Origin of the sequence: Streptococcus sp. HMSC078H12 (assembly GCF_001814615.1) — a bacterium.
In the GTDB taxonomy this organism is placed as follows: Bacteria; Bacillota; Bacilli; order Lactobacillales; family Streptococcaceae; genus Streptococcus; species Streptococcus salivarius_F.
Window position 1 is genome coordinate 273965 of sequence record NZ_KV817343.1, and the last position, 13204, is coordinate 287168.

13 protein-coding genes are annotated in these 13204 nt (G+C 40.4%); 3 read left to right on the forward strand and 10 right to left on the reverse strand.

The annotated features are described in order from the left end of the window. Window positions 1-124 precede the first annotated feature (124 nt). Window positions 125-1471, forward strand: coding sequence for a D-alanyl-D-alanine carboxypeptidase (locus tag HMPREF2979_RS09000; RefSeq protein WP_048675889.1), 1347 nt, complete (start codon window positions 125-127; stop codon window positions 1469-1471). A gap of 183 nt (window positions 1472-1654) precedes the next feature. Then, window positions 1655-2995, forward strand: a complete 1341-nt coding sequence (locus HMPREF2979_RS09005) for a D-alanyl-D-alanine carboxypeptidase family protein (RefSeq protein WP_070438503.1) — start codon at window positions 1655-1657, stop codon at window positions 2993-2995. A gap of 24 nt (window positions 2996-3019) precedes the next feature. Here the strand turns inward: HMPREF2979_RS09005 and HMPREF2979_RS09010 are convergent, their stop codons facing one another. The 10 genes from HMPREF2979_RS09010 to HMPREF2979_RS09055 form a co-directional block, all read right to left on the reverse strand. Next, window positions 3020-3871, reverse strand: coding sequence for a patatin-like phospholipase family protein (locus tag HMPREF2979_RS09010; protein WP_070438500.1), 852 nt, complete (start codon window positions 3869-3871; stop codon window positions 3020-3022). Continuing rightward, the gene (locus tag HMPREF2979_RS09015; protein ID WP_038675977.1) at window positions 3868-4488 is read right to left on the reverse strand and encodes an SGNH/GDSL hydrolase family protein; all 621 of its coding nucleotides are present in this window, start codon (window positions 4486-4488) and stop codon (window positions 3868-3870) included. The genes HMPREF2979_RS09010 and HMPREF2979_RS09015 overlap by 4 nt, the downstream gene beginning before the upstream one ends. 3 nt (window positions 4489-4491) lie before the next feature. Further along, window positions 4492-6069 (reverse strand): ABC1 kinase family protein, encoded by a 1578-nt coding sequence (locus tag HMPREF2979_RS09020; RefSeq protein ID WP_070438497.1) that lies wholly within the window; start codon window positions 6067-6069, stop codon window positions 4492-4494. Window positions 6070-6086: 17 nt separating this feature from the next. Further along, complete coding sequence (locus tag HMPREF2979_RS09025) at window positions 6087-6365, reverse strand: phasin family protein (protein WP_004182567.1); 279 nt, start codon at window positions 6363-6365, stop codon at window positions 6087-6089. A 247-nt stretch (window positions 6366-6612) separates the two neighbouring features. After that, entirely contained in the window at window positions 6613-8049 is a 1437-nt protein-coding gene (locus HMPREF2979_RS09030) for a glycoside hydrolase family 1 protein (RefSeq protein WP_070438494.1), read from the reverse strand. A 124-nt stretch (window positions 8050-8173) separates the two neighbouring features. Continuing rightward, window positions 8174-9310 (reverse strand): AI-2E family transporter, encoded by a 1137-nt coding sequence (locus tag HMPREF2979_RS09035; protein WP_048675903.1) that lies wholly within the window; start codon window positions 9308-9310, stop codon window positions 8174-8176. A 78-nt stretch (window positions 9311-9388) separates the two neighbouring features. Further along, window positions 9389-9985, reverse strand: coding sequence for a histidine phosphatase family protein (locus tag HMPREF2979_RS09040; RefSeq protein ID WP_070656342.1), 597 nt, complete (start codon window positions 9983-9985; stop codon window positions 9389-9391). Next, window positions 9982-10590, reverse strand: a complete 609-nt coding sequence (locus HMPREF2979_RS09045) for a histidine phosphatase family protein (RefSeq protein WP_038675967.1) — start codon at window positions 10588-10590, stop codon at window positions 9982-9984. Before HMPREF2979_RS09045 ends, HMPREF2979_RS09040 begins: the two co-directional genes overlap by 4 nt. Then, on the reverse strand, window positions 10587-11189 hold the full coding sequence (locus HMPREF2979_RS09050) for a histidine phosphatase family protein (protein WP_038675965.1): 603 nt from the start codon (window positions 11187-11189) through the stop codon (window positions 10587-10589). Before HMPREF2979_RS09050 ends, HMPREF2979_RS09045 begins: the two co-directional genes overlap by 4 nt. An 18-nt stretch (window positions 11190-11207) precedes the next feature. Beyond that, on the reverse strand, window positions 11208-12026 hold the full coding sequence (locus tag HMPREF2979_RS09055) for a Cof-type HAD-IIB family hydrolase (protein WP_070656345.1): 819 nt from the start codon (window positions 12024-12026) through the stop codon (window positions 11208-11210). Between the two features lie 145 nt (window positions 12027-12171). Between HMPREF2979_RS09055 and HMPREF2979_RS09060 the strand changes: the two genes are divergently transcribed. Next, window positions 12172-13191 carry a phosphodiester glycosidase family protein gene (locus HMPREF2979_RS09060; RefSeq protein WP_186821191.1) on the forward strand — a complete coding sequence of 340 codons (1020 nt, stop codon included), beginning with the start codon at window positions 12172-12174 and terminating at the stop codon, window positions 13189-13191. Window positions 13192-13204: the final 13 nt, after the last annotated feature.

The window sequence follows — 13204 nt, forward strand, 5'->3', positions numbered from 1 at the left end:
TTATATGTTATAATGAAGATGTTTGTCACTACCGAATTTAGGGTTTTGATAGGCAAATGATATTAATAGATAAAAATAGGTTCTGCCAGCTACAGAACCCCATAGATATTAAAGGAGACACATTGTGAAAAAGAAAATTGTTGCCGTCCTTTTAGCAGCTTGTCTAGCTCTAGCACCGAGTCTGTCTAGTGCAGACGAATTGATGGATATCACACGCGCTGCTGGTTATACTGAAGCCACTGAGGCCTATCGTCCCAAATCAACCCTCTTAATCGATGGAAATACCGGAGATGTCCTCTGGGAAGAAAATGCTGATGAGGTGCGTGACCCAGCCTCTATGTCTAAGGCCATGACACTTTATTTGGTCTTTGAAGCTATGTCTAAAGGAGAGATTTCTGAAGATACTGTTATCACAGCTACTCCAACCGACCAAGCTATTGCCGATATTTACGAAATTTCAAACAACAAGATTGTTGCGGGTGTTGATTATACCGTTTCAGAACTCATCACTATGACAGCGGTGCCTTCCTCTAACGTTACAACCGTGATGCTAGCCAACTACTTGACCAATAATGATCCTGATAAATGGCTAGACATGATGAATGAGAAATCTAAAGAGCTAGGGATGACCAATACCAAATGGTTCAACGCTTCTGGTGCCGTTGCTGTTGCCTTCAAAGGTTACTACAGTCCTCAACGTTATGATAACAACCAAACCAACCAAACAACTGCGCGTGATTTGGCTATCATGACCTATAACTTCATCAAGAAATACCCAGAAATTCTCAAGTACACTAGCAAACCTGTTGTCACAGTTAAAAAAGGAACACCTTACGAGGAAACCTTCGAGACTTACAACTACTCTATTCCAGGTGCCAAATACGGAATTGATGGGGTTGATGGATTGAAGACAGGATCTAGCCCAGAAGGTGCTTTCAACTATATTGATACCATCAAGCGTGGTAATCAACGTATGATTGCTGTCATCATGGGTTCTGGTGATTGGTCTGACCAAACAGGTGAAGAGATTCGTCATACCTTTGGTAATGCTCTCGTTGAGAAGATGTACAAAGACTTCTCTTACAAGAAAGTTCTTAGCAAGGGTGAACAAGAAATCGACGGTAAAAAGTATAATGTCGAAAAAGACGTCTATGCCACCGTTAAAAAAGGTAAAGACCCTAAAATCTCTGTTAAAGATGATCACATTGTCATTGATAATGGTCTGAAGACAGTATCACCTAATATCAAGGCTACTTCTGTTAAGGCTACAAAAGTTAAGGGATGGTTCGATTTTGGAAGTAACCAAAAAGATAAAAAGGCTACTAAAGCAACGAATAATGGCCAACTCCCAGTTTATTTCTGGTTGCTATGCCTTATCCCAGTTGGTCTCCTCTACTTGATTTACCTTAATGAAAAAGGACGTCGTCAAAGAGTCAAAGAACGTCGACAAGCAAGACAAATCAATAAATAAAAGAAAGCGTGTCCATGACACGTTTTTTTATACTCTATTCAAGGAAGTCCCCCAAGAATACTGATAAAACCACCCAAAACTATGCTATAATAGTCAAGTATGACTTTTTTTACAAACAAATAACAAAAATAGATTAAAGGATGCTTTTAAGAGTGTCTAAACGTTGTTACTAAGGAAATTATTTTGAAAAAGAAATTGTTAGGACTCTTCCTGGTAGCTAGTTTGGCTTTAGCTCCCAGTCTGTCGTCCGCTGACCAACTGGTAGATATTGCACAAAAAGCAGGCTACAAGGAAGCCACCGAGACCTATCGACCTAAATCATCACTTTTGATTGATGCCAATACTGGGGACATCCTTTGGCAAGATAACATTGATGAAGTACGTGACCCCGCTTCCATGAGTAAGGCCATGTCTCTCTACCTGGTTTTTGATGCTTTGTCAAAGGGAGAAATCAAAGAAGACACCGTGATTACAGCCAAGCCAACCGATGAGGCTATTGCTAATATCTACGAAATCTCAAACAACAAGATTGTTTCTGGAGTTAAATACACGGTTTCGGAACTTATCACTATGACAGCTGTTCCCTCTTCAAATGCAGCAACAGTCATGCTTGCCAACTATCTCAGTAATAATGATCCTGACAAGTGGATTGATCGCATGAACGAAAAGTCTAAAGAGCTCGGCATGACAAACACTAAATGGTATAATGCCTCTGGAGCTGGGGCGGCATCTTACAAAGGCTACTACACGCCTAAACGTTATGACAATAACCACTCTAACCAGACGACAGCTCGTGATTTGTCTATCATGGCTTATAACCTTATCAAACATCACCCTGAAATCCTTAAATACACTAGCCAACAGACAGTAACTGTCAAAAAAGGAACACCATACGAGGAAACCTTTGAAAATTACAACTACTCCTTGCCTGGTGCTGATTATGGCCTCAAAGGAGTCGATGGCCTAAAAACAGGCTCAAGTCCTCGTGGAGATTACAACTACATCTCCACATGCAAACGAGAAAATCAACGTGTCATTTCAGTTATCTTGGGCGTTGGAAATTGGGAAGACGAAAGTAGCGAAAAAATCCGTCATGCCTTCGGTAACTCCCTCATTGAGAAAATGTTTAAAGACTATTCCTACAAGAAAGTCCTAAGCAAGGGCAAACAAAAGATTGATGGTAAAAAATACGATGTCCAAAAAGATGTCTATGCCACAGTCAAAAAAGGACAAGAGCCTAAGATTAGTGTTAAAGATGATTATGTCCTTGTCGATAATGGCTTAAAAACAGTGTCACCTAAGATTACAGCAAGTACTGTCAAGGCAACTAAAACTGGCTTTTTCCTCTTTTCAGGAGGTCAAAAAGAGAAACAAACAAGCAATAAGCATAACTTTATGAAACATTTTGCCTTGTTCTGCTTCCTCTTATTACCGCTTTATGTTGTCTACTTGATTTATATCAATGAGAAAAAACGTCGTCAAAAAGTCAAAGAACGCCGTCAAGCTCGACAAATCAATAACTAAAAACGTGCTCGGTTGAGCACGTTTTTAGTTGTCTCCAAGAAATGTTTTGAGATGAGACATCTCATTTCGCATTTGTTCCAATCCCTCTTGATAGATGGCTTCAAACTTTTCAGGATCCTTCTCCAATCGACCAACTTCAAGCGCATGCTCTGGACGAATGGCATAAAGATTTCCAGTTTTTTCCAAAGCCTCAATCTTTTCAATACTCTTATTGTAGTGAATATGGCGACTTGATGCTACTTGGACAAATTCAGGGTATTTGCGGTAAAAGAGCTTGTAGATTCGCTTACTCGTTTTAGATGGCTCTTTACGATAACCCTTAGGACGCGTCAGAACGACAATGAGTTTGTCAAAGCCCAAATTCTCCATAAAATCAATGGGAAGACTATCAGACAGTCCACCATCCATGTAGCGTTTACCCTTGTACTCGACAATTTCAGAAACCAAAGGTAGGGCGGAACTTGCACGAAGAGCTTCCATCTGCTCAAAGACATGATCAATCTTGATATAGTCTGGTTTGCCGGTCTCAATATCTGTAGTGACTACATAGAAGGGAACACCCGACTCCGCAAAAGCCTCCTGATCAAAAACGTCTAACTCCATAGGAACCTTATAATAAGAGAACTCCTTATTTACAAAGTTACCTGTTGTCAGCCATGACCAGAAACTCATGTAGCGACGGTCTCCCATGAATCGTTTGTTGTAGCGAAGGGCTCTTTTGGGCTGGTTAGAAAGGTAATTAACACCAAAAAGCGCTCCAGCTGATACTGATACAACACCGTCTACTTTGATTCCAGCTTCTAAAAAGGCATCTAAAACACCAGCAGTGTATAAGCCACGCATGCCTCCGCCTTCAAGGACTAAACCTACCTTCATTCTAAAATCTCCTTCTTGATTGGTTCTGCTAGGACTTGATAACCTTGTGGACTCAAGTGTAAACCATCCGTTGTGTAAGTGTCATTTAACTGTCCTTGGGCATCTGTCAGGTAATCATAAAGATCAACATAGGTCACACCAGGGAGAACAGCTAATTGTTGATTAAGTTCACGGACAGTCGCATTATTTCGAATCTTAACCTTAGAAGCATATTGTGAATTTTCACTAACCGGAAAAACACTCAGCAAATAGACCTCAGTAAAGAGGGATTCCTGACGAACTGTCATGATAATATCGGAAATACGATTGACAATATCTCGAATGGGGTAGCCCCTTCCGATGTCGTTAATACCAATCAAGAGTACCAATTTACTGGGTTCCAAATCTAAAACTTGCTCTTTAAGGTGTTCTAAAAGCCAAACCGAGTCTGTTCCAGCAATCCCACGGTTTACCAAGGGGACCTCTCGACCCAAATATTTTTTCAATGCAAAAAACTCCGTGATGGAGTCCCCTGCAAAAACAATTTGGCCTTTGTCTAACTTCTGATTTTCATTCACAAATTTGTCTAAACGCTCTTCTTGATAGGCCACAAGCTCGGGCCTAGTTGTTTCAATCATACTTCATCCTTTTTTCTTAAATATTATACGCACTACCGTGATCAAAGCTAGAAAAGTTCCAAGTCCAAGAAATAGCCAGGCAAGATTTTCAAAACCTGATTTATTGGCCAAAAGGGCACCGGAAAGTAGAAATCCCAATGTCAACAAGGCTAAAACCAGATTATTTAAAACTTTCTCAAAGACTTTAATTCGACCTGAAAAGTTGATAAAATCATGGTTTACCACAATTCGTCCGTTTAAAATCTGCTCTAAGAGCTGATGTAGGCGACGCGGAATATTTTTTCCATTGCGAATCAGATAAAAGAGTTCAATCAAGATACTCTCTTTATTCAGGGCCTGCCTAAGCATGTCAGGGCCCATATTTTCTAGGAAATAATCCTTGGCCAAAGTCATCAAATCCATATTTGGGGCCAACTCTCGGAAAATACCTTCGATTTGAAGCGAAGCCTTCTCCAAAATGGTAATTTGAGACGAGGCTTTAAGATGGTTCTTCTGGAAAATAGTCAGTAAATCCTCTAGCAAATCTGTCATGGACAGACTTCCCAAGTCAACACCAGAATAACGCCCCAGCATCTGCTCCACATCCTGACTTAGAACTGCACGGTTTAGCCCATTATCAAACTGGGTAACTGACAAGATAGCCTTAGTCATGCCGTCAACATCCTGAGCAGTAAAACTATATAGGATGTCATTTAAGGACGCACGCATCCCCACTTCCAACTCACCCATAATCCCAAAGTCAATGAAACAAATCTTGCCATCACGTACCAAGAGATTTCCAGGATGAGGGTCACCATGAAAATAGCCATCTTTGAAAACCTGCTTGATAAATGACAACATTAGTTTCTTGCCCACGTCTTCCAGATCATAACCAGCCTCAATCAGTTGGCTGTAGTCATTAAGTGGAATCCCATCGATGTACTCTTCGACTATGAGGTGTGGCGTCGTAAAGGAATCATAGACCTCCGGGACACCTAGACAAGCAACAGTCCTGTTATTTGCCTTAAAACGCTTCATGGCCTCTGCTTCATTTCTGAAATCAAGTTCCTTAATTAGGGTTTCTCGCAGATTTTCCAAAACCTCCTGAACATCGACCATAGGTATAAAATGCTTTGGAATATGGCGTGCAAGCTTAATGAGAAGCTGAATATCTTCCTTAACGACCTCATCAATACCAGGTCGCTGAATTTTTACAATTACTTCCTGACCAGACAACAATCTAGCCCTATGGGTCTGAGCTACAGAACCAGAAGCCAAGGGCTCTTCCGAAAAATCAAGAAAACTGTCAGAAAGCCCACTGGGTAATTCTCTCCTAATGGCCGTCATGACTTCCTCTTTATTCAAGGGAGGAACTGAACTCTGGAGTTTTGATAATTCTCTGATATAGGCCTCTGGCAAGAGGTCAGAGCGCGTGGATAGGATTTGACCAATTTTAACAAAACTAGGTCCCAATTGCTCAAAGGCTTGGCGTAGCTTGACAGGTGTTGTCTGTTGGTCTTGAGGAAGGTGTTTTTCACGATAAGAAAGGAGACCAACTGACGAGAAAACCTTCAACACATGTCTCAATCGTTTACTTGCCATTTTAGTCTCCTTACATTTTATTTATTTTGACTGAGCAAAGCGTCAAGTTTTTCTTCAAGACGTTTCACGTCATCCTTAGTCGCATACTCAACTGAAGATTTCTTAGCATCAAGTTTATTCAAAAATTCTTGAGCTTCTTCCTTACTTTGACGTTTGAGCTCTTGTTCTAGTTCCTTACCTTCTTCAACAGTCAAACGCCCCTTTTCAACTAACTCTTTGACAAAACTATCAGCTTTATCAACTGTCATAGCAGTCAAGCCAATACCAGCTAAGAGAACTTTTTTCAAATCATTCATTATCGTTACCTCCATCTAAGTAGGAAAAGCAAAGAAATAGACTAGCTACTTCTTCAGAAAATATAAGAACGTTTTCACACTTTTATTCTACCACTTTTTCAGAAAATGTGTTAATTAGCATAAATTAAAATATATAGTATTCAGATACTTAATAAATAGATATATTCACTAAAACACTTATTTATCAAGTTTGTACTAAAATACTAAATAAGAATCTCAAGCTTTTGCTGAGATTCTTAACGATTTTCTATTTGTAAAGGGCTGCACCATTACTTTCGATAACAGACTTATACCAATCAAATGATTTTTTCTTATAACGAGCCAAGCTACCACTACCATCATCATTACGATCAACGTAGATGAAGCCATATCGTTTACTGAGTTCAGCCGTTGAAGCTGAGACCAAGTCAATTGGTCCCCAAGTCGTATAGCCCCAAAGCTCCACACCATCTTGAAGAGCTTCACCGACTTGAATCAAGTGTTTTTGAAGGTAATCAATACGATAATCATCTTCAACTGTTGGACCATCAGGACCATCAACAAGGACATCCTTGGCACCCAAACCATTTTCGACAATAAACAATGGCAATTGATAACGATCATAGAAGTCATTCAAAACTAGACGAAGAGCGATTGGATCGATAGCCCAACCCCACTCAGATTTCTCAAGGTAGGGATTTTCAACACCACCCATAATATTTCCTTTACCAATTGTATAGTCTTCTGGATTATGTGCGGTTGCCACAGACATATAATAAGAGAATGAAATAAAATCAACGGTATTCTTCAAGATTTCTTCATCTCCAGAAGCGAATTGTATTTCAATACCATTATCTTTTAAATAGCGTTTAATATAGTTTGGATATTTCCCACGGGCATGGATATCTGAGAAGAGATAGTTTTGATTTTCAAACTCGTGAACAGCCAACTGATCCAAAGGATTAGCTGTCATCCCATAAGCAGGCATAGCAAGAACCATACACCCAATCTTAAAATCAGGGTTGATGTCATGTCCGATCTTGGTTGCTGAAGCTGATGCGACTAACTCATGGTGAACTGCTTGGTAAAGATCCTGTTTAGAGAGCTCTTCCATCGGAGTTGCAATCCCACCTGACATGAACGGTGCGTGTAAAACAGAGTTCACTTCATTAAAGGTCAACCAATATTTGACCTTATCTTTATAACGTGTGAAGACTGTACGAACATAATTCTCATAAAAACCAATTAATTTACGATTAGTCCATCCATTGTACTCACGCGCCAAGTTGAGTGGTGTTTCATAATGGGACAAGGTTACAAGCGGTTCGATGCCATACTTGGCCAATTCATCAAAAACCTTATCGTAGAAGGCTAGACCTGCTTCATTTGGCTCGGTATCATCACCATTTGGAAAGATACGAGTCCATGCAATTGACATGCGGAAGACCTTAAAGCCCATCTCTGCAAAAAGTGCTATGTCTTCTTTATAACGATGATAGAAATCTATACCTTCTAGTTTTAGATTATCTGGTGTTGGTTGGTCAGTAATCAAAGGATTCAAGGCCCCGGGTTCAAAGGGAACACCGCCTTTTGGCGTTACATCCTGTACGGACAAGCCTTTGCCATCTAGGTTGTAAGCACCCTCAAACTGGTTGGCAGCTGTTGCACCACCCCAGAGAAAATCTTTTGGAAATGTATATGTCATCTTTTATCTCCTTGCATTGTTCAATTTACTCATAGTATAACACTTAGAAAACGATTACACTTATACTATCTTATTGAAATCTGATACTATAACACGAAAAAAAACAGACCGAAGTCTGTTTGAATTAGTCATTACTTTCAAGAGCATTTGCTGCTTTGGCTTCCTCTCGCCTAACAACATTATCTTTAACAATCTGATATAGGGTTGCGGCTACTGGCACAGAAACCAACATACCCAAGATACCACCCAAGGCAGAACCTATGGTGATTGCGAAGATAACCCAAATACCAGGAAGTCCGGTAGATCCACCGACCACATAAGGATAGATGAGATTCCCTTCAAACTGCTGCAAAATAACCACGTAGGCAACAAACAAAAGCGCCAAGGTCACAGAGTGCGTCATAATCAAGATGGTACCAATCGTCACACCAATATAAGCCCCCACAACTGGAATCATTGCTGAAAAACCAATCAGGATAGAGATAGTCGCTGCGTAAGGGAAATTAAAGATACTCATCCCAATATAACACAAGGTCCCCAAAATACAAGCCTCAAGCGACTGATAGACGAAGAAATTGCGGAATCGATTATTGAGAATAGCAACTACATAGTGGAAAGTCTTACCATAACGTCCTAAATAGACGTCTACCAAACGATTGACCTGATTCCCAAGCTTCTCTTTTCCAGCTAAGACATAACAAGAAAAGACAATACTGATAAAAAGATTAATCAAGGTTGATGGCAGACTCGTTAAAGAAGTCAAGAAGCTCGTCAAACCATTCATGATTTGTTGAAGCAACTGAGCACTATAGCTATTGATTAGCTCTCTAACCTGTGTCACACCACCAAAATCTTGAATAATTTTTTGCAAGGATTTGTTTTTAAGCAACCAATTAATCAAGTTATTAATAGCTGAGCGGTCTTGACTAATTAAGGTGTTGATACTGTCAATCAAATCAGGAAGGACAGTGAATACTACCCAAGTAAAGACCAAGCCAATGGTTCCCAATGCCGAGAGCAGAGCAATAGGACGCTTGATTTTAGCGATAAAACCAAATGGAATAAACTTGACCAGTAGCTTCTCATAAAAAGACATCAGGATATTTACCACAAAGGCAATCCCTGCTCCAACCAGGAAGGGCTGACTAGCAACGTAAATGGTGTTACAAATTGAAACAACTGTTTCCCAGTAAGTATAGATCAAGAAACAACTGAAAAAGAGGACAGCCAACCAAATGAACTGATTTTTTGTAAATTTCATAGGCACTCCATAATTTAAAATACCCTTCCATTATACACTAAGAAAGGGTTTCTTACTATCTTTGATCATAGAAAGCCGCTAAAATTCCACCAACTCTTGATCAGCTATTGGATCTATCAGCTTGACAAAGTGAAAGCTCGATCCATCGTAATCAAAAACTAAGATGGCACAATTGCCTGGACAAGACTGAAAGGCCCGCTCTGGCTCAACGGCATGAAGAAAAGTCATCAAGGCTCCAGCGTGACTAACAGCTAAAATAGATTGGTTAGGATGCTTATCTACTATCTCCTTAGCACTCGCAACAACACGCGCAACGAACTGATCCTGACTTTCCCCACCAAACTGGGCATAGTGGTCACCAAAATGCCCCACAACAGGTGTCTTGGGATGAAGATACTCTGGCTGACCTTCAAAAATACCAAAATGCATTTCTTTTAGCCCCTTAACACGTTGATAATCAGTACGCCCAGTCGCCAATTCAATGGTATCAGAAGCTCTTTCAGTTGTCGTACAATAATACTGATCAAAAGTCATATCATGTTTTTCAAAATAAGCACGGACCTGACGAGCTTGGTCCCGACCTTTTTCGGTCAATGGAGAATCACACCAACCTTGAATCCGATTGAGTGTGTTAAAAAGTGTCTGTCCATGTCGCATTAAATAGAGTCGTGTCATTCTTCGCCTCCAAAGATATACTCTTCTTCTACAGGATTATATACTGAAACCAGTTCAAATTGCCCTTGATCATAGGTAAAATGTAAGATGCAACAATTTTTAAGACCACGAATATCTGGGGCGGGATTTAAAACACGTCTACAAAACTGCAAAATAGATGGTCCATGACTAACTAGCAAGGACTTAGAACCATCGGCCACACTCTCCATGATGGCCCTAATAGTTAACTCCATACGATCCCGAACCTGGGTCGTACTCTCGCCACCAAATTGAACAAAGTAATCACCAAAGCCTTGTCCATCAGGTAAGGTTTTAGGAGTAAGATACTCTGGCTGGCCCTCAAAAGCTCCAAAATCCTGTCCCTTAAGACCTTTAAGTCTTTCATAGTCTGTTCGTCCAGTCACAATTTCTAGGGTATCACTAGCTCTCTCAGAGGTTGACGTAAAGACATGATCAAAAATTGGCTCCTGCTTGGCTAGATACTGACCAGCCTTTTTAGCCTGTTCGATCCCGACTTCCGTTAAAGGGGCATCGCAGACCCCCTGAAGCCTATGCTGAACATTAAACCGTGTTTGTCCATGCCTCATTAAATAAAATTCTTTCATAATGTTACCTCTAAACCAGAAATCGGATCAATCACCTGAAGAAGCTCCAATTGACCTTGGTTATAATCATAAACACAAACATTACAATTTCCAAAGCCCACTCCTTCAGGAAAGGCCAAGTCCATGAAAATGATCAATCCCCATAAAGCCGCTCCATGACTAACAAATAGAAGATTCTCATCACCCTCTTTAGTATGCTCTTCTGCTTTCTCTATAACAGTCTTTAAAACCCTCTGGCCAACCTGACGGATATCTTCCCCTCCATATGGAACCAAAAGATCTTCGAAAGATCGTGTGCCAGGTCGATGTTTTGGCAAGAGGTGCTCAGGTTGTGCCTCAAAAGAGCCAAAATTCATTTCTTTAATTCCTTTAAGCTGAGTTACAGTATACTCGGGCGCCACAATCTTTGCCGTGTCAGTTGCTCTCTCTTGCGTAGATGAATAGACAGCGTCAAAAGAAATACCTTTCTTAGCAAAGTACTGCTTAGCTTCTTCCGCCTGCCAGATCCCATTTTCAGTCAGGGGAGAGTCACACCATCCCTGAACACGCTTTTGTGTATTAAATAATGTCTCACCATGTCGCATTAAATATAACTTCATTACTTTTACCACCCTTTTTTAAGATAAACCTAAATAATCTTCTAAGATAGTCAAGACCCCTTGATTCTTATGGTGCGGTGCTATTTGGTCTGCCACTTGTAAAATAGCTGGACTGGCATTTTCCATAGCATAAGAGCGGCCAGCCATTTGCAGGAGCTCAAGATCATTGTCACCATCACCGAAGGCCATGACATTGGACTCAGACAAGTCCCAGTGGTTAAGAAGCTGCTTGAGTCCCCAAGCCTTGTGCATGCCTTTTTGAATGAAGTCAATAGCACCAAAACCACTGGGAACAGCAACTAGATTGCCATCAAAATCACGATTAAAAGCCTGTGACACACGATTAGCCTCTTCAGGACTCAGCAACATGGTAATCTTGATGAAATCATCATCTAAATCCTCCAGCCCATTCAAACGTTGAATGGATGCTTCCATGGCGGCTTGCTCTTCTTCTGTTATCATCTCAGCAAAATTGACCCTAGACCCTTTTAACATATAGGAGCCTTGAGCACCATTAAATATAGTTGGCCTATCCAACAAATCATAATTAAAATAGCTTAGCAGGTTTTCAACATCATTTGATGCCATAAACTCCTGACACAGAAGTTTGCCATAGCTAACCACCTGACCACCATTTTCAGCAACAAAATGCAGGCGGTCAAAAGTCTCCGCAAACATGGGTTTAAGACGGCTCATACTATTACCTGATGCAACGACAAAGTGCATATCACGCGCAGCCATAGCATCTAAAATCTGACGGAAACGCTCCTTGTCATAGCTCCCTTTATCGTCTAAAAATGTTCCATCCATATCTGTTGCAATCACCTTAATGGTCATAAAGAACCTCCTTGACTAGCTTACTCTTATTATAACCCTTTTAGAAAACGCTTACCAGTACCATAATAAGAAAAACTGATACTATTCTTGGATATTTAATGGTCTTAGGATTGTTTTGTAAGCCCAGATTGTTTATAATGATAGTATGAAATTGAAGAATATTTTAAGAATACTATTTTCTCTTCTAATGATTGGTGCCATCGTTGGGGGACTGCTCTACCTCACCATCTACTTCAACAACCGAGATATTAAGAAGCTCTCCATGCCATCAAATAAGGACGGACTGAACTTTACGATAAATAAGAAAGAGCTCTTAGATCAGTCTGTTCTACTTGAAAAAGGCAGTATTAAAAATGTAGACATGCAGATTCTATCCTTCAAGAAGGATGGAAAATATATCCTACAAAAAGGGAGAACCGAAGATAATAATCCTGAACTCACAGAGCAAAGTATTAAGTACGAAGCTAAGCGACGAGATGCTCTTGCTCTCATTAACGCAGGTTTTTGGTCTTACGAAGGACTAGATCGTCCTTTCGCCCAAAAGGAAATCGAATTGGGCAAAACAGGCCTTCTATATGGAGATGATCAAAATAATATCACTGCCGGTACCTACCCAAATATAGACACAGCTAAAATGTTTACCCACATGGGAAGCAACGGTTGGGATACAGGCGCCTTTGGTATTCTCATTAAGGATAAGAAGGTAGATAAAACCTGGGAGAAAGGTGATCCTGACCAACCAAATGCCCGTTCCATTTACGTAGAGACCTATGATGGTATTATCCGTATTATCCAAACCTATGGCCACAACTCCCTCAATAAGGGCTTGAATCACCAAGACGTATATAACCTTTTAAAAAATATAGGCTACTCAAATATTCGCCTTGCCTTCCTACTAGATGGTGGAGGAACGACTCGTATGTATACACGATCTGATAATGGTACGGAAAAGGTTGCTGGGGCCTTTGTCGACAATAGAACCTACATTGAGTACCTCTATCTCACCAAGCGAGATAGCAATGCTACTGACCCAAATGTATGGCGAGATCCTGAACTCGTAAAAGCAGGTAAGTCCAAGTCAATTACTTATGACGACTATATTAAAGCAATCTACTCAAATGGGAAAGTTTCAGGAACCCAATACCAGTTTGAAATCTCCAAATAATGCAAAAAATCCT